Genomic DNA, 20753 nt, shown 5'->3' with positions numbered 1-20753 from the left:
TGGCGCTCGGTGGCTCCGGCGAAATCGGCATGAACGTCAATCTGTACGGCTGCCAGGGCAAATGGCTGATGGTCGATTGCGGCATCACCTTTGCCGATCCGGCCTATCCGGGCATCGAACTGATCCTGCCGGACCTGCAATTTATCGAAGAGCGTGCTGACGATCTGCTCGGCATCGTGCTGACGCACGGGCATGAGGACCATATCGGCGCGCTGCCGTACCTGGCCGAGGATCTCGGCGTTCCGCTGTACGCAACGCCCTTCACCGCAGGGCTGATCCGCGGCAAGCTGGAAGAGGAAGGCAACGCCAAGCGCGTCAAGCTCAACGTCGTCGACACGACAAAGACGTTGCAGCTTGGGCCGTTCGGCGTGGATTTCATCCCGCTGTCGCATTCGATCCCTGAGATGAGCGGGCTGTCGATCGCCACGCCGTATGGCCGCGTGTTCCACACCGGCGACTGGAAGCTCGACGCCTCGCCGGTGATCGGCAAGCCGGCCGCGCCGGAGCAATTGAGTGCGATCGGCGATGGCGGCGTGCTCGCGCTGGTGTGCGATTCGACGAACGTGTTTAACAACGATCCCTCGGGATCGGAAGCGGACGTGCGTGCCGGCATCACGGAGGTGGTTGCCAAGGCCAAGGGCCGCGTGCTGGTGACGACCTTCGCGTCGAATGCGGCGCGGCTGCATACCTTGGGTGAGGTAGCGAAGCAGACTGGCCGCGCGCTGTGCGTGGCGGGGCGTTCGCTCGACCGCATCCTGAAGGTTGCCAAGGCGACCGGTTATCTCAAGGATTTCCCGGCCACGGTCGATCCGGAAGCGGCGATGCGGCTGCCGCGCGACAAGGTGATGATCGTCGCGACCGGCGGGCAGGGCGAAGATCGCGCTGCTCTGTCGCGGGTCGCGTTTGGCAGTCATCCGATCAAGCTCGATGCGGGCGACACGGTAGTGTTCTCCTCCAAACAGATCCCCGGCAACGAGGTCGCGATCGGTCGCATCCAGAACCAGCTTGCCGCCAAGGGGATCGTGATGATCACCGACCGGCAGGCGCACGTCCACGTTTCCGGCCACCCGGGCCGGCCCGAACTCGCGCAGATGTACAAGTGGTTGCGGCCTGAGATCCTGATGCCGGTGCACGGCGAGATGCGGCACCTGATGGAGCAGGCGCGCTTCGCCCTCTCCGAAGGCGTGCCGCAGGCGTTGGTCCAATCGAATGGCGAGATCGTGCGGCTGGCGCCGGGCAATCCGCAGAAGATCGGCCATGCGCCGATCGGGCGGCTGGTGCTCGATGGCGACGTGCTGTTGCCCGGCGATGGCGGGACGATCAACGAACGGCGCAAGCTCAGCATCAACGGGCAGATGTCGGTCGCGGTGGCGATCGGCGGGCGCGGGCTGATCGGCACGCCGCAGGTGCGCTACAACGGCCTGCCGGTCGAAGAGGATCGCGTGCCGTTCCTCGAGGAGACTGTCGACGCGGTGATTGCCGCCACCAAGCAGCCACCCAAGGATCGCGAGAAGTTGCGTGAGGCGATCCGTCTCGCCACGCGCAAGGTGGCGACGCGGTGGACCGGCAAGAAGCCGATCGTGGACGTGCTGCTGATCGAGGCGTAATTACGCCGCCGGCGCGCGGAAGGGAAAAGGGACCAGAAGATGCGGTGGACGTCGGCGCTCGCGATCTGGTTCCTGTTCTGCGCGCTGTCGGTGTTTTTCGTGCTGCCCTTCGGCGTGCGCACCGCCGAGGAGGCGGGCGTCGCGCCGGTACCGGGCCAGGCCGAAAGCGCGCCGCATGAGTTCCGGCCGCTTCGCACCATCATCCGCGTGCTGATCGTCGGCACGGTGCTTTGGGGGCTGTTCCTGCTCAACTACCATTTCGAGTGGATCACGCCGCAGATGATCGACGTGCTCGATACCTGGAACGACGCCGCTTCTTCCTGAGCCGCGACGCTGGCGCGCAGCCGGGAAAAGCCGCCCGAAACCGGTACCCCGCGACACTCTGCGACAATTGTATGATTGACAGGAAGGCCCGTTCCGAGACGGTAGCGGCAACGAAAGCTACCTGCGGAAACACCATGATCGAGGCCGAGCCTACCTCCCCAGCCTACCGGGACGACACCGTGGCCGATGCGCCGCGGCCAATCGGCCGGCGCGGGCGCGTGTTGAGCTGGATCGGCGGACTTGTCGCGCTGGCGCTGCTCGTACTGGGCGCGGTGTGGCTCTCGCACGCGAGTTCGAGCAACCAGCATGGCGGGCCGGGCGGCGGAGGTCGACGCGGCGGCGGCGGCGGTCGTGGTGGCGCGCAGCCGACGACGGTCGGCACCGTCAAGGCGGTGCGCGCCGACCTGCCGATCGTGGTGGAGGCGCTCGGCACGGTCACGCCGGCCGCGACGGTGACGGTGCGGCCGCAGGTGTCGGGCACGATCACGCAATTGCTCTACCGCGAGGGGCAGCTCGTGCGGAAGGGGCAGACGCTGGCGATCATCGATCCGCGTCCGTATCAGGCGGCGCTGTTGCAGGCACGCGGCGCGCTGATCCGGGATCAGGCGCAGCTTGCCAACGCGCGCGTCCAGCTCAGCCGCTACCAGACGCTGCTCGGGCAGGATTCGATCGCGCGGCAGGATGTCGATACGCAGGCCGCCACCGCCAAGCAGCTCGAAGGCACGATCGCGATCGACCGCGGGCAGGTGCAGCAGGCGCAGATCAACCTCGGTTACACGCGGGTCGTATCGCCGGTTAACGGTCGCGCCGGCCTGAAGGTGGTCGATGTCGGCAATTACATCGGTGCGGGCGATGCCAACGGCATCGTCGTTGTCACCACGCTCCAGCCAATCGACGTCGAATTCGCGGTGCCGCAGGATCAGGCGCCGGCGATCGGCAAGCGTGTCGCGCAAGGCGCGGAGATCCCGGCAACGGCGCTCGACCGGACCCGCACGCAGACGCTGGACCAGGGCCGGTTCTCGACGCTCAATAACCAGGTCGACACCACCACTGGTACGATCAAGGGCAAGGCGCGTTTCGCCAACGCAGGCGGCCAGCTTTACCCTAGCCAGTTCGTCAACGTTCGGCTCACCGTCGATACGATCGTTGGGGCCGTGACGATCCCGCCCGCCGCCGTGCGTTCCGGTCAGGATTCGAGCTTCGTCTGGCTGCTCAAGCCCGACAAGACGGTAACACAGCGCAAGATCAAGACCGGTATCTCCACCGCCGACAAGGTGCAGGTGGTGAGCGGCCTCAACGTCGGCGATATCGTCATCACCGATGGTGGCGACCGGCTGAACGAGGGCGCCAAGGTCGCGCTGCCCGGTGACAAGCCGGCGGCGGGCGCGGGCGGTGGGCGTCGCCGCCACCAGCGCGGCTGATCGGCACCACCCATGAGCCCCTCGCGCATCTTCATCCTGCGGCCGGTCGCGACCGCGTTGCTGATGGTCGGCATCGTGCTGGCCGGCCTCGTCGGCTTCCGCATGCTGTCGCTGTCGGCCTTGCCCGAGGTCGATTACCCGACGATCGAGGTGACGACGCTCTATCCCGGCGGCAGCCCCGACGTGATGAGCCAGACCGTCACCGCGCCGCTCGAGCGCCAATTCGGCGAGATGCCGGGCTTGACGCGAATGGCCTCGACCAGTTCGGCGGGGGCGTCGGTCATCACGCTGCAATTCGGGTTGAGCGAGGGCCTCGACGTTGCCGAGCAGGAGGTGCAGGCGGCGATCAACGCCTCGTCCGCGCTGCTGCCAGCCGATCTGCCCGCGCCGCCGGTCTATGCCAAGGTCAACCCGGCTGACGCGCCGGTGCTGACCATCGCGATCAGTTCCAAGACGATCCCGCTGACGCAGGTGCAATCGATCGTCGACACGCGGCTGGCGCAGAAGATCAGCCAGATCAGCGGCGTCGGCCTCGTCACGTTGGCGGGCGGGCAGAAGCCCGCGATGCGGATCCGCGCCGACACGCAGGCGCTGGCAAGCTACGGCCTGTCGCTGTCGCAACTGCGCACCGCGATCGACAATGCCAATGCCAACAGCGCCAAGGGCAGCTTCGACGGGCCGAACCGATCGTATCAGATCAACGCCAACGACCAGCTCGAATCGGTCGATGATTACAAGAACCTGATCGTCAGCTATTCGAACGCCGCACCTGTCCGGCTCTCGCAGGTCGCACAGGTGATCGAAGGCGCGGAGAACACGCGCCTCGGCGCACTCTCCGGCACCACGCCGGCGATCATCCTCAACGTGCAGCGCCAGCCCGGCGCCAACGTCATCCAGACCACCGACGCGATCAAGACGCAGTTGCCGGAACTGCTCAAGAGCCTGCCCGCCGGCCTCGACGCGAAGGTGATCGCCGACCGCACCACCGGCATCCGCGCCTCGGTCAGCGATGTCGAATTCGAGTTGGTGCTGGCGGTCGCGCTGGTCGTGCTGGTGATCTTCTTCTTCCTGCACTCCGCGCGCGCGACGCTGGTGGCGGGGCTGGCGGTGCCGATCTCGCTGATCGGCACGTTCGGCGTGATGTATCTGCTGAACTACAGCCTCGATAACCTGTCACTGATGGCGCTGACCATCGCGACCGGCTTCGTGGTGGACGATGCGATCGTGATGATCGAGAACATCCAGCGCCATATTGAGGAGGGCGTGCCGCCTTTCGAGGCGGCGCTGAAGGGCGCGGCGGAAATCGGCTTCACCATCATCTCGCTGACCGTGTCGCTGATCGCGGTGCTGATCCCGCTGCTGTTCATGGGCGATATCGTCGGGCGGCTGTTCCGCGAATTCGCGGTGACGCTGGCGATCACGATCCTGATCTCGGCAGTGGTTTCGCTCACCCTCACGCCGATGCTGTCCGCCCGCTGGCTGAAGGCGCCTGCCGACGAGAAGCCGAGCCGGGTGGCGCAGCGCTCTGCCGCGCTGTTCGGCGCGGTCGAGCGGCGTTACGAACGCGCACTCGGCTTCGTGCTCGACCGCCGTTTCGCTACGTTGCTGGTGGCGATCGGCACACTTGCGCTGACGGTGCTGCTGTATCTCGTCATTCCCAAGGGGTTGTTCCCGACGCAGGATACCGGCCAGCTGCAGGCGCGGCTCGTCGCCTCGACCAGCGTATCCTACGACAAGATGGCGGCCCTTCAGGCGCAGGCGGCGAAGGCGATCCTTCAGGATGGCGACGTACAGTCGCTGTCGTCCTTCGTCGGTGTGGACGGATCGGACAATGCCACGCTCAACTCGGGCAGCATGTTCGTCAACCTGAAGGAAAGCCACGGCAACCAGGCCGACGTGATGCGTCGACTGACCCAGGCGGTCGACAAGATCCCCGGCGTGCAGCTCTACCTGCAACCCACGCAGGATCTCACCATCGATGCCGAGAGCGGCCCGACGCAATATCGCATGTCGATCGAAGGATCGAATACCGCCGACGTCAACGCGGAGGCGAAGCGCATCGCCGCCGCGCTGCAATCGGTATCCAAGGTGCGCAACGTCACCACCGATGCCGGCGCGCAAGGCTCGGCGGCGTTCATCAACATCGACCGGGATACCGCCGCGCGGCTCAACATCACCGCGTCGAGCGTGGATGATGCGCTCTATTCCGCGTTCGGCCAGCGCATCGTCTCGACCATCTTTACCGAGACGACGCAGTACCGCGTCATCCTCGAAGCGGCACCCGGCCTGCTCACCGATCCGCAGTCGCTGGGGCTGCTTCACCTGCAAGCGTCCGGAGGCGCAACGCCGCTCAATGCGATCGCGACGATCCGGGAGGGCAGTTCGCCGCTTCAGGTTACCCACGTCGCGCAGTTCCCGGCGGCGACGATCGGGTTCGACACCGCGCCGGGCGTTTCGCTCGGCAGCGCGGTCGACGCGATCAAGGCCAAGGTCGCCACGCTGAACCTCAAGCGCGGCATCTCCACCACCTTTCTCGGCGCGGCGGGCGCGTTCGCCAGTTCGCTCACCAACCAGCTTTACCTGATCCTGGCTGCGATCGTGTGCGTCTACATCGTGCTTGGGGTGCTGTACGAAAGCTTCATCCACCCGATCACGATCCTGTCGACCTTGCCATCGGCGGCGGTCGGCGCTCTGTTCGCGCTGTGGATCACGGGCCACGATCTCGACGTAATCGGGATCATCGGCATCGTGCTGCTGATCGGCATCGTAAAGAAGAACGCGATCATGATGATCGACTTCGCGATTGCCGCCGAACGTGATGAAGGGCTGCCGCCGCTGGAGGCGATCCGGCAGGCGGCGATCCTGCGCTTCCGCCCGATCCTGATGACGACGCTCGCAGCGCTGTTTGCCGCGATCCCGCTGATGATCGGCATGGGCGAGGGTGCCGAACTGCGCCGCCCGCTCGGCATCGCTATCTTTGGTGGCCTTATGGTCAGTCAGTTGCTGACGATCTTCACGACGCCGGTCGTCTACCTCTATTTCGACCGTGCGCAGCAATCGCTCGCCAGGCGTGGCTGGGGTGCGCGCGCGCCCGAAGTCGGCCCCGAAGCGCGCCCGTGAACCTGTCGGCACCCTTCATCCGGCGGCCGATCGCGACGATGCTGCTGACCATCGGCATCGCGCTCGCCGGGATCGCCGCGTTCTTCTCGCTGCCGGTGGCGCCGCTGCCGCAGGTCGATTTCCCGGTCATCAGCGTGTCGGCGAGCCTCGCCGGCGCCAGCCCGGACGTGATGGCGCAAAGCATCGCCACGCCGCTCGAACGCCGCCTCTCCACGATCGCCGGCGTCAACGAGATGACCTCGTCCAGCTCGCTCGGCTCGACGCGGATCACCTTGCAGTTCGATCTGTCGAAGAACATCGACGCCGCCGCGCGCGAGGTGCAGGCGGCGATCAACGCCTCACGCGTCGATCTGCCCGCCACGCTCCGGCAGAACCCGACCTATCGCAAGGTGAATCCCGCCAACCAGCCGGTCATCACGCTCGCGCTCACCTCCGACACCAAGACGGCGGGGCAGATATACGATGCGGTGTCGAACATCATCCAGCAGCGCATGTCGCAGATCCCCGGCGTCGGCGATGTCGAACTCGGCGGCGGCTCGCTGCCGGCGGTGCGGGTTGCGGTCAACCCGTACCAGCTCAACGCCTACGGCATCGCCATGGAGGACGTGCGCGCCGCGATTGAGGCGTCCAACGCCAACCGCCCAAAGGGTTTGGTAGAGGGCAAGAACGGCCGCTCCTGGCAGATCTACACCAACGCCGCCGGCAAGAGCGCCGCCGATTACCGCCCGCTGGTGGTGGCGTGGCGCGGTTCGGCGGCGGTGCGGCTGGGTGACATCGCCACCGTCACCGACAGCGTGGCGGACACGCGCACGCTCGGGCTGTTCAACGGCAAGCGTGCGATCGTCGTCAACATCACGCAGCAGCCGGGCGCAAACCTGATCCGCATGGTCAACCAGATCAGGGCCGAACTGCCCGCCTTGCGCCAACAGCTCCCGCCCGACATCCGGCTCGACGTGGCGATGGACCGCACCAGCTCGATCCGCGCATCGCTGCGCGAGATCGAGATCACCGTGCTGGTCGCGCTGATCCTCGTCATCGTCGTGGTGTTCGCCTTCCTGCGCGACTTCCGCGCGACGATGATCCCGGCGGCGGCGACGGTGATTTCGCTGCTCGGCACGTTCGGGGTGATGTATTTCCTCGGCTTCAGCCTCAACAACCTGTCGCTGATGGCGATTACGGTGGCGACCGGCTTCGTGGTGGACGACGCGATCGTCGTGCTGGAGAACACCACGCGTCATCTCGAACAGGGCATGAACCGGTTTGAAGCGGCGCTGAAGGGCGCGTCGGAGGTCGGCTTCACCGTGCTGTCGATCAGCGTCAGTCTGGTCGCGGTGTTCATACCCCTGCTGTTCATGGGCGGCATCGTCGGTCGGCTGTTCCGCGAATTCGCCGTCACGCTGTCGGCGGCGGTGCTGATCAGCCTCGTGCTGTCGCTCACCACCACGCCGATGCTGTGCGCGTGGTTCCTCAAACCGCCCGAGCATGATCGCGAGCCCGGCCGCGTTTCGCGCACGCTGGAGCGCGGCTATCAGCGGGTCGAACGCGGCTACGAACGTGCGCTGGACTGGGCGCTGGCGATGAAGCCGCTGGTATTGCTGCTGCTGCTCGGTGTCGTGGCGCTGACCGCGTGGCTGTACATAGTGGTGCCCAAGGGCTTCTTCCCGCAGCAGCAATCGCCGTTGCTGTTCGCGGGCGTGCGCGCCGATCAGAGCGTGTCGTTCCAGGATATGCAGCGCAAGCTGAAGCAGGTCGTCGGCATCCTGCACCACGATCCGGCGGTGCTGAATGTCGTCGGCTTCACCGGCGGCAACCGCGCGGGCAGCGCCTTCATCCTGATCTCGCTGAAGCCGGTCGGCCAGCGTCACGGCGCGAAGGAGCCGGACATCATCACCCGCCTCCAGGGCAAGCTGCAACCGGTCGCGGGGATCCGTATCTTCCTTGCGCCGACGCAGGATCTGCGGATCGGCGCGCGGCAGTCGAACTCGACCTATCAGTACACGCTCGTCGCCGACAGCACCGCCGCGTTGAAGGAATGGTCGCAGAAGCTCGCCACCGCGCTTGGCAAGCGCAAGGAACTCAAGAACGTCGACAGCGACTTTTCCGAAAACGGCGTCGAGAGTTTCCTCACCGTCGATCGCGACACCGCCGCGCGGCTCGGCATCACCTCGCTCGATGTCGATAACGCGCTGTACGACGCGTTCGGCCAGCGCAGCGTCGCCAACATCTACGAGGATGTGAACCAGTACAGCGTCATCCTCGGCTGGCCGGAGGGCATGGCGAGCGGCCCACAGGTGCTGCCCGACGTGCGCGTGCCCGCGCATGCCGACGCGGTGATCGCGACCGGCCCCAATGCGACCGCCACCAACAATACTACCACCACCGCGACCACAGCGACGACGCTGACCGGCACCTCCGCCACGACCAACACCGCCGGCAAGTCGGCATCGCAGGCGAGCGCAGCGGTGCCGACCAACCCGGCGCTGCGCAGCCCGTCGACCGGATCGGCGCTGAGCAACACGCCGCGTACGATGGTGCCGCTCGACGCGATCTCTTCGTTCGGTCAGGCCGCGACTGCCGCCAGCGTCAACCACGACGGCACCGAGGTTTCGACCACCATCTCGTTCGACACCGCGCCCGGCGTCGCGCTTTCCACCGCGCAAGCCGCGATCACCGCGACCGAGGCGGACATCGCAATGCCGACGACGGTGCACGGCCGCTTCGCCGGGCAAGCGGCGACCTCGCAACAGACGCAGGGGCAGCAACCGTTGCTGATCCTTGCGGCGCTGGTGACGATCTACATCGTGCTCGGCATTCTCTACGAAAGCCTCGTCCACCCGCTCACCGTGCTGTCGACGCTGCCTGCCGCCGGAGTCGGCGCGGTGCTGGCGCTGATGCTGTTCGGGATGGACTTCTCCATCATCGCGCTGATCGGCGTGTTCCTGCTGCTAGGCATCGTCAAGAAAAACGCGATCCTCATCATCGACTTCGCCATTCACGCGCAGCGCACCCGCGGGATCAGCGCGGAGGCCGCCGCGCGCGAGGCGAGCCTGCTGCGCTTCCGCCCGATCCTGATGACGACGATCGCCGCCGCGCTCGGCGCGGTGCCGCTCGCGATCGGCTTCGGGGAGGGGGCGGAACTGCGCCAGCCGCTCGGCGTCGCGATCATCGGCGGGCTGATCGGCAGCCAGTTGCTGACATTGCTCACCACGCCCGTCGTCTATGTCTATCTCGACCGCCTGACGTCGCGCCGCGCGCACGCCCGGCGCTCGAAACTCAGCGAGCAACCCGCATGACCAAGTCCGTCCGTTTCGCCCTCCTGCCGCTGTTGGCGCTCGCCGGCTGCTCGCTCGCGCCGCATTACACGCGACCGGACGTCGCCTCGTCCGCCGCGTGGAAGCCGGTCGATGGCTGGCAACCCGCCAACCCGTCCGATCAGGCGCCGCGCGCCGACTGGTGGAGCGGCTTCGGCGACGCCACGCTCGACGATCTGATCGTCCGCGCCCACGCGCACAATCAGACCATCGCGCAGGCCGCCGCCACCTACCGCCAAGCCCGCGCCGCCACGCGCGAGGCGCGCGCCAGCCTGTTCCCGACCGTGTCCGCCACCGGGTCGGTCACCCATTCGGAAAGCGGCGGATCGCGCACCATCGTCACCAACGGCGTCGCGTCCTCGGCCGGCGGACGCGCGCAAACCACGTATAGCGCCGCGCTGAGCGGTAGCTGGCAACCCGATCTGTTCGGCCAGATCACCAACACGGTGAACAACGCCCGCGCGACCGAGCAGGCGCGCCGTGCCGATCTCGCCTCCGCGCAGCTCGCCATAGACGGTGAACTCGCCACCGATTACCTGGGCTTGCGGGCGAGCGATGCGCAGATCGCCAGCCTCGTCGCGACCGTCACCGCCTACCAACGCTCGCTCACCATCGCCACCAACCGGTACAACGCCGGCATCGCCCCGCACAGCGACGTGTTCCAGGGCCAGTCGCAACTCGCCTCCGCGCGATCGGACCTTGAGGGGCAGAAGCGCACGCGCGCGCAGTTCGAGGATGCGATCGCCACGCTGGTGGGCGAGAATGCCGCCGCCTTCGCGCTGCCGGCGGCGGCGCAGTGGGCGCCGGCGACGCTCGCCGTACCGGTCGCGATGCCGTCGACCCTGCTCGAACGTCGCCCCGACATCGCCGCGGCGGAGCGGCAGGTCGCCGCCGCCAATGCGCAGATCGGCGTGGAGCGCGCCGCATTCTTCCCGGTGCTGAACCTGTCCGGCAACGGCGGGTTCAACAACGACAGCCTGTCCGGGCTGTTCAGCTCGGCCGCATCCTTGTGGTCGGTCGGCGCATCGCTCGCCCAGACGATCTTCGATGCGGGCGCGCGCCGCGCGCGAGTGGCGGCGGCCCGCGCCGCCTATGACGCAGCGGTCGCCAATTACCGGCAGGTGACGCTTACCGCATTCCAGGACGTGCAGGACAATCTCGCCGCCACCGCGATTCTCGCCCGGCAGGAGGCGCTGCTGCGTGAGGCGTCGATCGCGGCGGATCGCAGCGAGGCGTCGGTGCGGTTCCAGTATCAATCCGGCATCGTCGTCTTCACCGACGTGGTAAGCGCACAGGCCACCGCGCTGTCGGCACGGCGTGCGCTGATCCAGATCCAGTCGGACCGGCAGACGACAGCGGTGGCGTTGATCCAGGCGCTCGGCGGTGGCTGGCAGGACGACGTGACCGCGCGCCGGTAACGCCGCGCCAAAGCTTACCCCTTCCGCGCCTGCGGCAGCACGAAGTCCGCCGGCGCCAGCGCACTGCGTGCGAAGAACGCCGCCCGCACCGCACCGTGGAAGAAGTTCACCCGGTTCATCCGCATGCCGATCGCGGCGCGGCCGGGCCCCTGCGGATTGAAACGCACCGGAACCGCCATCTGCTCCACCCCATCCACATAGGAGCGGTAGATGCTGCCGTCGTAGCTCTGCGCGACGTGATACCAGCGACCGACCGGGAAGCGGTTGGCCGGCACGATCAGCGTCTGCTTGGCGTGGCCATCGGTGGTGAAGGCGTCGAGGTACCAGCCGTCATCGACCACGCGGATCTCGAACAGGATGCGCGTCTTGCTGAGCCCGGGCGCCGAGCCATCCTCGGTTTCGAGGTGGAGCCAGCGCTGCTCGAGGGCGCCGCCGTCCGGGCGAAACAGCGCCTCGATCGTGAAGGTCCGCGCGCCGGCGAGCGGATGGTGATCGATCAACAGGCCATCGTCGACACCGTCGAACAGCGTCGCTTGCCCCCACGGACTGGTGGTGAGTGTCGGCGCGCCGACCAGCTCGGGTGTGCGTCCGCCGATGTGGCGTAGCGTATCGAACCGCCATAATGCGCCCGCAGCGCCATGCCGCGCCCGCGCCACGGCGGGGAGCAGTCCGGCCGACAGCGCTGCCATCGGGATCGCGCCCATCACCACGTCTCGCCTGCGCATCATGCCTCCTCCTGACCACCATGCCGCGTGCGGGCGTAGCGGAGTGTTTGCAGCATCCTTTGCATCTCGATTTTCCACGCCAATAGCATCTTGCTGTATCCAGTGCCTTGCTTGAGACCCCGCGCGGGCTGGCCCGCCGCTCAGGTTCCGGGTTGGATGTAGGGGATGCGCGCGAACAGCTCGCGCTGCCAGCGGCGCGGGTCGTTCTCGACGCGGCTGGTCACGTCAAATACCATCGTCGCACGCGTCGGCATGTCGTATCTCGGCCATGTGGCAAGACCGGCGTGATTGGGATCGCCGTTCTGTGCGAACGCAACGAAGCTGTTCTGCATCGCCGCCGATGCCGCGCGTGCGTCCGCGCCCGTGCCGGTCTGCGAGCCCTCCGCGCCGAGCGTGCCGAACACCAACGGGATATCCATCGTGTGGAAAGCGCCGCGCCGTGGGTCCCTGCGCGAGCCGAAATCGACCTGATACACCCACGCCGGAGCACCGGCGCGCGCGCGCTCCTCCGCCTCGATCACCTGTCCGCGCCAGCTGCGCCCGGCGGTGGAGGCGGCGTAGAACACATCGGCGGGCGACCATTTCGGAAAGTGCCTGCGATATTCGCCGACCACCCATTCCGGCAGCACGTCGATTCGCAATTCGGGTGCGAGCCGGTCGGGCAGCGTATCCCATGTCAGGCCGCCGAGCGTGTCGGGCGAAACGAACGCGCGCGTCTCGTCATGCACGTTGCCGAGGATCAGCGGGATCGGCAGCCCGATCGGGTTGGCATCCGGCCAGAACGGGTGTCGCACCAGCCACTTCATGTCGAGCACCGGCGCGAACGACAGCCCGCCTGCCATCACCGGATCGCGCGTCGCCAGCGCCTCGACCAGCTTCTCCGCAGGCATGTCGAGCAGCGGCTGGAGACTGCCGGGCTTAACGCCCAGCGCATCGAGATAGGCGCGGGCACGCTCGGTCGCGTGGAGCGGGCCCTGCGCCGTTACCTGCTGTCCGCTCATCGTCGCGGCGCGGTTGAACAGGCCCTGTGCCGCCGGCATTCCCGTCAGCGTGGCGATCTTGGCGCCGCCGCCCGATTGGCCGAACAGCATCACCCGTGTCGGATCCCCGCCGAACGCCGCGATATTGTCGCGGACCCATTGCAGCGCGCAGATCAGATCGAGCTGTCCGGCATTGCCGCTGTCCGCAAAGCGCGGATCGAACCGTGCGAGGTAGAGGTAGCCGAACGCGTTGAGCCGGTGGTTGACCGTCACCACCACCACGTCGCCACGGCCGGCGAGCGCCGCGCCATCGTTGAGTGGATCGGTAACGCTGCCGTTCGCATAGGCACCGCCGTGGATGTAGAGCATCACCGGCAGTTTTGCGCCCGGCGCGCGCTGCGGCGTCCAGACGTTGAGGTAGAGGCAATCCTCGGACTGTGGCCGATATCGACCAGTCTGCGGGCACACCGGGCCGAAGGCGGTGGCGAGGCGCGGCTTGCCCGGTGTGGCGTAAGCACGCGGCGCGCGAAAACGTTCGGCGGTGCCGTAGCGGATGCCACGAAAGCTCCATACCGGATGCGCCACGCCCGCGCTCTGCGCTTCACCGGTGAAAATGCCGGATGCGGCGACGATCCGCGCCGCCGACGTCGCCGCACGCGCGGCGCGCGGCAACAGCGCGAGCGCCGCCGCGCCAGCACCGCCGCCGATCAGCGCGCGGCGCCCGACCGCTATATCGAGACGTTCGGTTGCGGTGCCCGCCATAGCCATTTTCCTCTCGCGCCGTGTTACCGGCCTGAGCCTATGGTGACCGGTGTCAACGAGTTTGGCAACCGTGACTCGCGCGACAACCTGATTGCCACGCGCTGAGTTGACACCGGTTTCCAAATTTGGGCATGATGGTGACAGAACAGGAGAGGATGCCAGCCGCGCGCTCCGGCGAACCATATAGGGTTCGCCAGACGCAGCGGTGTCGTCGCTCTCCATAAGGCGAGGGGAGAGGCCCGTGAAAACCATTGGACGCGAGGGGCCGCAGCCATTGCGCTCGACTCGTCGCACGGCCCTGTCGGCCTGCGCCAGTCTGCTCGCCATCGCCGCCCTGCCGGCCGCTGCGCAGGCGCGCACGGCAGATGCCACCGGGTTGCTGTTCCGCGTCTCCGCCGACAAGAGCATGACCGCCGATGTCGCGGCGGGCGATCCCGTGCCCAATTTCCGCAGCGGCGTCACGGTCGTGCCCGATGGCGCGATCGGCGGCGCGGCGCGCTGGGCGGATGACGGCTATGTCGCATGGCGCGCGCCCGGCAACATGCGCGCGGCGCGCGGCACGCTCAGCTTCTTCTGGCGCGCGCGGCAGCCGGTGGGAGAGGCGCCGTTCGTGATCTTCCGCACCGGTTTCGCAGATCATAGCAGTTGGGACATGGCGTTCCTGCGGATCGATTGGAACGGCCATGGTTTCGACGCCTTTGTTACCGATGCCAACCTGTCGCGCGTGCGCGTCTCGTGGCGCATACCGCACCTGCCCGCAGCGGATGCGTGGCACCACATCGCCTTTGCGTGGGACGAGACTGCGGGCGTCCGGCTGTATGTCGACGGCAAGCCGGTCGCGCGCAAGGATCAGGTGTCCGATCTCGATGCGGGGCTCGACCAATTCGGGCTGGCAGGGCGCGTCATGTCGCCGCATCAGGTGCAGAGCCGCTATAACTTCATGCGCGGCAGCGATCTCGACGAGATCCGCGTCTACGATCACATGCTGGGCGACGCCGGCATCGCCGCGCTCGCCGCCAAGGGTGAGCCGCCTGTTGATCCCGCTGACGATACACGCCTGCGCCGCACGGCATGGTTGCACCGCTATGGCTGGGACCACGCCGCCCCGCCGCCGCTGGTCGATCCGGTCACGCGCATCCGCAAGGTCGAGTTCGCCGATGCCAAGGACTTGAAGGAGTGGATGTGGAAGGGCGTCGACGGCATCGCCGAAACGACATGGCCTGGCGTCTACAACCGCTCGCGCCTGCCCGGTCGCGACGATTATTTCGAGCTGCCCGACTGGAACGTCTATGTCGAAGGCGGCAAGCGCTACGACCTGACCGTACCGCCGGGCGAAACCGTCAACCGCGTCGAGATACGCGGCGCCGCGTACGGCACGCTACAATGGTCCGGCAAGACGCTCGCCACCCGGGCGAAGGGCGTCGTGCGCAGCGTCGACAGCTTCTCAGCTCACACCGGCGGCACGCTCTCCTTCATCAACCAGATGCAGGAAGAGCCGATCCAGGAACTCTGGGCCTATGACGTCGGCGCGGGCACGGAACCCACCGGCAGCTTCAAGCTCTCCTACACGATCAACGCCGACGCCGCACCCGATCTCGCTGCGCTCGCCCCGCTCAACGCGTTCATCGCCGGCCGGTTCGCACCCGACGAGCGCTCCACCGTGCTCGCGCTGCCGAGCGCGGGCGTGAAGGCGGCGATCGGCGCCGGTGCCGCCGGTGCCAGCGGAACGGTGCAGCGCACGGCTGGCGCGATGCCGATCGTCCACATCCTTATCCCGTCCAACTTCGCCGATGCCGATGCCGACAAGCCGCTCGCCCGCGCGTGGGATTACGGCTGGCAGAACCTGCATGACGGGCTCGACGGTATCGCCATCGACCTGCCGGCGATGAAGCTCACGCCCGATGCGCATGGTCTCGTGCCGCTCAACATCCGCGTGAAGGACCCGCTATGGCCGGGCCGCGACATGATCGACGTGTCGGTGTCGGTGCGTCCGGGCGAGGCGCGCACGCTGTGGCTCGACCTGCGCGATCGTATCCTGCCGAAGGACAGCCTTTGGCTCAGCATCGCCTCGGCCGCACCGGATTTCGACGCGCATAGCCTGTCGGGCGCAAAGCTTCGCCTCGTCTTCAAACCGCGTGCCGAGGCGCTGGCCGAGCATGTCGCCGATCGGTTCAACCAGGTGAAGGATAATTGGGGCTTCCTCGTCGAGGAACATACCGCCTCCAAACGCGAGGGCCTCTACGCGCGCGTGTTCGCGGACATCAGCGACCTGCTGCGCGTCGATCCCGACAATGCGCTGGCGCGGACATATTGGTCGGACATCGACTATCGCCCCGAGGACGCGCCGCCGGTCACGCTGGCGGCGGCACCGGCGGGCACGCCGCTATGGGCGTTCCGCCAACTCGAGGACCTCAAGCTGTCCCGACAGTTCGTTGATTGGTGGATCGACAAACGACAGGTGCCGTACGGCGATTTCGGCGGCGGCATTTCCGACGACACCGACCTGACCGAACAATGGCCCGGCCTCGCGCTGATGGGGGTCGAGCCAGACAAGATCAACGCCTCGCTCCGCGCGCTGTCCGACGCGGTGTATGCCAACGGCATGATGGTCGATGGCCTCGGCTATATCACCACCGACGAACTCCACACCTATGAGGAGGGGATCAACTCCAACGGTGAGCGGCTCTATCTCAACTGGGGCGAACCCAAAGCGGTCGAGCGGCTGATGGATACGGTGCGGGCGATGCGCAACGTCCTGCTGGTCAACCCGGCCGGCCATATGCACTTCGCATCGAGCTGGTACGGCGCGCGGAAGATCTATCGCGACGATCCGTGGTCGTGGCAGAAACCCTATGCGTTCAACATGCTGCAACCGGCGATGCTGGTCGGCCTCTACAACGGCAATCCGGCCGCCAAGGGGCAGGTGACCGGGGTGATGGACGGCTGGCTCGCGCACGGCAAACAAGGCATCGACGGCAACTGGAGCTTCCCCAACGAGATCAACTGGAAGACCGATGCCGAGCGGGTCGGCGACGGCGGCGGGATCGAAACGCCGATGCAGACCGCGTGGGGTGCGTATCGCCTGAGCGGTGACGCCAAGTACCTCCGCCCGATCGTGGCGCGCGTCGCCAAGGCCGGCATCGGCACGCTGGCTGCGATCAACGAGGATGCGCTCACGCTGGCGCCACAGGGCGCGGCATGGCGGCAGGCCATCCTCGGCAAAGCCGGCAGCGATCCGTATTCGCGCTATGTCGGCTGGCAGACGAGCGGCGACCTCGCCCTGCTCGAACGGCTGCACGCGGACTCGATCACCACCAAGACGCAGCGGTTCTACATGATGACCGAGGGGCATTGGTGGACCGACCGCGTAGAATCGGCGATGGATATCCTCCAGCGCGAACGGCTCGGCGGGATCGCGCTGGTGCGCGGGCAGGAGTGGCCCGGCCATACCGTCAGCTGGCGTTTCGCGGAAGCCGGCGGGGCGGAGCAAGTCGCGATCCTGCTGCCTGACGCGACGCCCGATCACTTCCGCGTGCTCGCCTACAACCGCAGCGACCATGTGCAAAACGCGCGCATGACCGGCTGGGACGTGACCGCCGGCACATGGTCGATGACCCGCGCGACGAGTGTCGACTCCGGCAAGACGCTGTCGGCGACGGGTCCGTCTACGTCGCTGACGCTGGAGCGCAGCGCCGGCGTCGATGTCACGTTCGCGCCGGGCACCACCACCGTCTATGAATTTCAGCTCACCCGCCCCGGTGCGCCGGTGACGGAGCGCGCCGATCTCGGCATCGGTGTGGATGACGTGGTGGTACGGGGTGCGCGCGTGAACGTCACGGTGCATAGCCTTGGTGCCCGGCCCGTGCCAGGCGGCACCGCCAGCCTGATCGATGCAAGCGGCCGCGTGCTGGCGAGCGCGGCCATCCCGCCGCTGGCCGCCCCGCTCGATCTGCTGCCGAAGACGGCGGCGGTGCGGCTGTCGATCCCGGCGAAGGCTGCGGGCGGGCTGTCCGTGCGGGTGGCGCTGGCCGGTGATGCGCCGGAAGTGACGATGCTCAACAACGTGGTGCCGCTCGTGCGGTAGCGACACGCGCGTGACCGAACCGTCTTGCGAGCCCGGCGGCATTGCCATAGTCCTGTGACACACCCGGCGACCGTGCCGGCCGTTTACGGAGAAGCCGCTTGGTAAGTCTGCAAAAAGGCCAGTCGGTACGGCTGGAGAAATCGGGCGGCGGGACGCTGACGCACGTCGCGATGGGTCTGGGCTGGGACGTGCGCAAGGCCAAGGGGCTGCTTGGCCTGTTCGGTGGCGGTGGCGGCGATATCGACCTAGACGCATCCTGCCTGATGTTCGACGCGCAGCGCACGCTGGTCGATCAGGTGTGGTTCCGGCAGCTTTCCAGCCATGACGGCAGCATCGTCCACAGCGGCGACAACCGTACCGGCGCAGGCGACGGCGATGACGAGACGATCAACGTCGATCTCACGCGTTTGCCGCCTAAGGTGGAGACGCTGGTGTTCACCGTCAACAGCTTCACCGGCGACAGCTTCGACCGGATCGCCAACGCCTATTGCCGCGTGGTGGATACGACCAACGGCAAGGAACTCGCGCGTTATGACCTGACCGGCTCGGGCGCGCATACCGGTCAGGTGATGGCCAAGCTGTCGCGCGCCGGCGGCGGTTGGGAGATGAAGGCGCTGGGTGAGCGCACCACCGGTCGCACCTTCAAGGACATGATGGGCAATATCCTCGCGACGCTGTGATGCGTGACGTTCCGGAGAGCGGCCGCATGAGCGATCTGCAACGCGGCGGCAACGCACCCGTGCCCGCGTCGGCGCTGACGGTTACGCTCGCGTGGCCGCAGTCTGCGGGCGTGGCGGTCGATGTCTGTGCGTTTCTGCTCGACGCCGTTGGCCGGGTGCGGGGTGACGCCGACATGGTGTTCTACAATCAGCCGGAAGCGGCAGGTGGCGCGGTGCGCTTCGCCGCGTCGGCAGGGCAGGGGCGGTTCACGGTCGAACCCGCAACGCTCCCCGATATGGTCGAGCGGATCGTGTTCTGCGTGACGATCGACACCGCCGGCGGGCGTGGGTTGACGCTGGCGCGGATCGATGGCGCGGAGATCATCGTGGCCGCAGCCGGCACCGTACCCGCGTTACGGTTCCGCCCGGCATTGGCCGATGCGAGCGAAGCGGCGATGGTGTTCGGCGAACTGTACCGCCGCGCCGGCCAGTGGAAGTTCCGCGCGGTCGGCCAGGGTTTCGATGGCGGCCTAGCCCCACTCGCGCGCTCGTTCGGGATCGACGTGGCGGACGTTGCTGCCCCGACGCCAGTTCCGCCGCCGCCGCCGCGCACGGTCAGCCTTGCGAAGGTGACGCTGGAGAAGCGCGGCCAGACCGTCAGCCTTGAAAAGCGCGGCACAAGTTTCGGCGAGATCACCGTCAACCTCAACTGGTCGCGCGGGCGACGCGGGCTGTTCGGCGGCGGCGCGATCGACCTCGATCTCGGCTGCCTGTTCGAGCTTGCCGATGGGCGCAAGGGCGCGGTGCAGGCGGTCGGCCGCGCGTTCGGCTCGTTCGCACAGGCGCCCTTCGTCGCGCTGTCGGGGGATGATCGCACCGGCGACGTGTCGCAAGGCGAGACGCTGCGCATCAACGGCGCGCACTGGCCGGACATCCGCCGCGTCGCGGTGTTCGCGACGATCTATGCGGGTGTGCCCAACTGGCAGCAGACCGATGGCGTGGTGCTGGTGACGATGCCGGACCAGCCGCCAATCGAGCTGCGCTTGACGGAGGGGCGGAACGATCACCGGCTGTGTGGCGTCGTGCTGATCGAGAATGACGGCGGCCGCGTGCGGCTGACCCGTATCGTCGACTATATGCGCGACCAGCGTATGCTCGACGAAACGCTGGGCTGGGGGCTGCAATGGGTCCATGGCCGCAAGGATTGAAGGCCGCGCCACGCGGCAAAACCGGGGGGTAGACGTGTTCAAATATTTCAAGGGATCGCTGATCTTCACAATGCTGTGCCTCGCGATCGGCGCGTGGCTCGGCTGGGAGATCACGCATGACATCGCCGGTACGCTCGGCGTGTTGTGGATCATCCTCGTGCTCGGCGTGCTGGAGACGTCGCTGTCGTTCGACAATGCCGTCGTCAACGCGACCGTGCTGCGCGACATGGATGCCAAGTGGCGGCGACGTTTCCTTACCTGGGGCATCATCATCGCCGTGTTCGGGATGCGGATCGTGTTCCCGCTGGTGATCGTCGGCATCGCCGCGCACCTGGGGCCGATCGACGCGCTCAAGCTCGCCGCGACCGACCCGGTCAATTACGAGCGCATCATCACCGGCGCGCATGTCGGCATTTCCGGGTTCGGCGGCGCGTTCCTCGGCATGGTCGGGCTGACCTTCTTCCTTGATGAGGACAAGCACCTGAACTGGATCGGCCTGATCGAACGGCCGCTCGGCGCATTGTCGCAGATTTCGGGGCTGGCGATCGGCTTGGTGCTGCTGGCGCTGTACGGCATCTCGCGGCTGATCGCGCCGGCGGACGCGATGACGTTCATCGCCGCCGGCATCTTCGGGCTGGTCGCGTACATTGCGGTGCAGGCGATCGGCTCCGTGCTGGAGAGCGACGACGACGACGCAGAGGGTTCGGATGGGGCGACCGCCGCGACCGCTGCCGTCGCCAAGGCGGGTCTGGCGGCGTTCCTGTACCTCGAAGTGCTCGACGCCAGCTTCTCGTTCGACGGGGTGATCGGCGCGTTCGCCCTGTCGAACAACCTGTTCATCATCGCGCTCGGCCTCGGCATCGGTGCGATGTTCGTGCGGTCGATGACGGTGATGCTCGTCGATCGCGGCACGCTCACCGAATATCGCTTCCTCGAACACGGAGCCTTTTATGCGATCGTCGCGTTGGCGGCGATCATGCTGCTGTCGGTTCGCTTCGAAATTCCCGAAACCGTTACCGGGCTGATCGGCGCGGCGTTCATCGGTCTCGCCTTCCTCGCCTCGGTGCGGAGCAATCGGGCGGAGGCGCGCGACGTCGTCACCGCCACCGGCGACCATATCCATCGCTAAGGAGC

12 protein-coding genes are annotated in these 20753 nt (G+C 67.2%); 10 read left to right on the top strand and 2 right to left on the bottom strand.

All coding sequences use genetic code 11. The features are described 5' to 3' along the window. Nucleotides 1-29: 29 nt before the first annotated feature. The 6 genes from OXR00_RS06465 to OXR00_RS06440 all read left to right on the top strand — a co-directional run bounded on the left by OXR00_RS06465 (nucleotide 30) and on the right by OXR00_RS06440 (nucleotide 11201). On the top strand, nucleotides 30-1607 hold the full coding sequence (locus tag OXR00_RS06465; protein WP_267387900.1) for a ribonuclease J: 1578 nt from the start codon (nucleotides 30-32) through the stop codon (nucleotides 1605-1607). Between the two features lie 39 nt (nucleotides 1608-1646). Continuing rightward, complete coding sequence (locus OXR00_RS06460) at nucleotides 1647-1931, top strand: DUF1467 family protein (RefSeq protein WP_267387296.1); 285 nt, start codon at nucleotides 1647-1649, stop codon at nucleotides 1929-1931. Between the two features lie 134 nt (nucleotides 1932-2065). After that, on the top strand, nucleotides 2066-3352 hold the full coding sequence (locus OXR00_RS06455; RefSeq protein WP_267387295.1) for an efflux RND transporter periplasmic adaptor subunit: 1287 nt from the start codon (nucleotides 2066-2068) through the stop codon (nucleotides 3350-3352). A gap of 12 nt (nucleotides 3353-3364) precedes the next feature. Further along, nucleotides 3365-6472 carry an efflux RND transporter permease subunit gene (locus OXR00_RS06450; protein WP_267387294.1) on the top strand — a complete coding sequence of 1036 codons (3108 nt, stop codon included), beginning with the start codon at nucleotides 3365-3367 and terminating at the stop codon, nucleotides 6470-6472. Then, complete coding sequence (locus OXR00_RS06445) at nucleotides 6469-9765, top strand: efflux RND transporter permease subunit (protein WP_267387293.1); 3297 nt, start codon at nucleotides 6469-6471, stop codon at nucleotides 9763-9765. The genes OXR00_RS06450 and OXR00_RS06445 overlap by 4 nt, the downstream gene beginning before the upstream one ends. Beyond that, entirely contained in the window at nucleotides 9762-11201 is a 1440-nt protein-coding gene (locus OXR00_RS06440) for an efflux transporter outer membrane subunit (RefSeq protein ID WP_267387292.1), read from the top strand. The genes OXR00_RS06445 and OXR00_RS06440 overlap by 4 nt, the downstream gene beginning before the upstream one ends. A 14-nt stretch (nucleotides 11202-11215) precedes the next feature. Here the strand turns inward: OXR00_RS06440 and OXR00_RS06435 are convergent, their stop codons facing one another. Continuing rightward, complete coding sequence (locus OXR00_RS06435; RefSeq protein ID WP_267387290.1) at nucleotides 11216-11929, bottom strand: LamG domain-containing protein; 714 nt, start codon at nucleotides 11927-11929, stop codon at nucleotides 11216-11218. A 137-nt stretch (nucleotides 11930-12066) separates the two neighbouring features. Next, nucleotides 12067-13668, bottom strand: coding sequence for a carboxylesterase/lipase family protein (locus OXR00_RS06430; protein WP_267387289.1), 1602 nt, complete (start codon nucleotides 13666-13668; stop codon nucleotides 12067-12069). Nucleotides 13669-13942: 274 nt separating this feature from the next. Here OXR00_RS06430 and OXR00_RS06425 point away from each other — a divergent pair, with 274 nt between their 5' ends. The 4 genes from OXR00_RS06425 (at nucleotide 13943) to OXR00_RS06410 (ending at nucleotide 20748) form a co-directional block, all read left to right on the top strand. After that, entirely contained in the window at nucleotides 13943-17752 is a 3810-nt protein-coding gene (locus tag OXR00_RS06425; protein ID WP_267387899.1) for a LamG-like jellyroll fold domain-containing protein, read from the top strand. Between the two features lie 98 nt (nucleotides 17753-17850). Next, nucleotides 17851-18432: a TerD family protein gene (locus OXR00_RS06420; protein WP_267387288.1), complete on the top strand. Its 582-nt coding sequence runs from the start codon at nucleotides 17851-17853 to the stop codon at nucleotides 18430-18432. Nucleotides 18433-18458: 26 nt separating this feature from the next. After that, nucleotides 18459-19619 carry a TerD family protein gene (locus tag OXR00_RS06415; RefSeq protein ID WP_267387287.1) on the top strand — a complete coding sequence of 387 codons (1161 nt, stop codon included), beginning with the start codon at nucleotides 18459-18461 and terminating at the stop codon, nucleotides 19617-19619. Beyond that, nucleotides 19603-20748 carry a DUF475 domain-containing protein gene (locus OXR00_RS06410; protein ID WP_267387286.1) on the top strand — a complete coding sequence of 382 codons (1146 nt, stop codon included), beginning with the start codon at nucleotides 19603-19605 and terminating at the stop codon, nucleotides 20746-20748. The genes OXR00_RS06415 and OXR00_RS06410 overlap by 17 nt, the downstream gene beginning before the upstream one ends. The last annotated feature ends 5 nt before the right edge of the window (nucleotides 20749-20753 follow it).

Source organism: Sphingomonas sp. GC_Shp_3 (genome assembly GCF_026540945.1).
Lineage (GTDB): Bacteria > Pseudomonadota > Alphaproteobacteria > Sphingomonadales > Sphingomonadaceae > Sphingomonas.
Note: the sequence above shows the minus strand (reverse complement) of the source record. Positions and strands in the feature narration are given on the sequence as shown.

Bases quoted from the DNA above. Each gene is read 5' to 3' on its own strand.
- OXR00_RS06450 (WP_267387294.1), top strand. From the start codon at position 3,365: ATGAGCCCCTCGCGCATCTTCATCCTGCGGCCGGTCGCGACCGCGTTG.
- OXR00_RS06435 (WP_267387290.1), bottom strand. From the start codon at position 11,929: ATGATGCGCAGGCGAGACGTGGTGATGGGCGCGATCCCGATGGCAGCG.
- OXR00_RS06455 (WP_267387295.1), top strand. From the start codon at position 2,066: ATGATCGAGGCCGAGCCTACCTCCCCAGCCTACCGGGACGACACCGTG.
- OXR00_RS06410 (WP_267387286.1), top strand. From the start codon at position 19,603: ATGGCCGCAAGGATTGAAGGCCGCGCCACGCGGCAAAACCGGGGGGTA.
- OXR00_RS06415 (WP_267387287.1), top strand. From the start codon at position 18,459: ATGAGCGATCTGCAACGCGGCGGCAACGCACCCGTGCCCGCGTCGGCG.
- OXR00_RS06460 (WP_267387296.1), top strand. From the start codon at position 1,647: ATGCGGTGGACGTCGGCGCTCGCGATCTGGTTCCTGTTCTGCGCGCTG.
- OXR00_RS06440 (WP_267387292.1), top strand. From the start codon at position 9,762: ATGACCAAGTCCGTCCGTTTCGCCCTCCTGCCGCTGTTGGCGCTCGCC.
- OXR00_RS06430 (WP_267387289.1), bottom strand. From the start codon at position 13,668: ATGGCGGGCACCGCAACCGAACGTCTCGATATAGCGGTCGGGCGCCGC.
- OXR00_RS06465 (WP_267387900.1), top strand. From the start codon at position 30: ATGAACGTCAATCTGTACGGCTGCCAGGGCAAATGGCTGATGGTCGAT.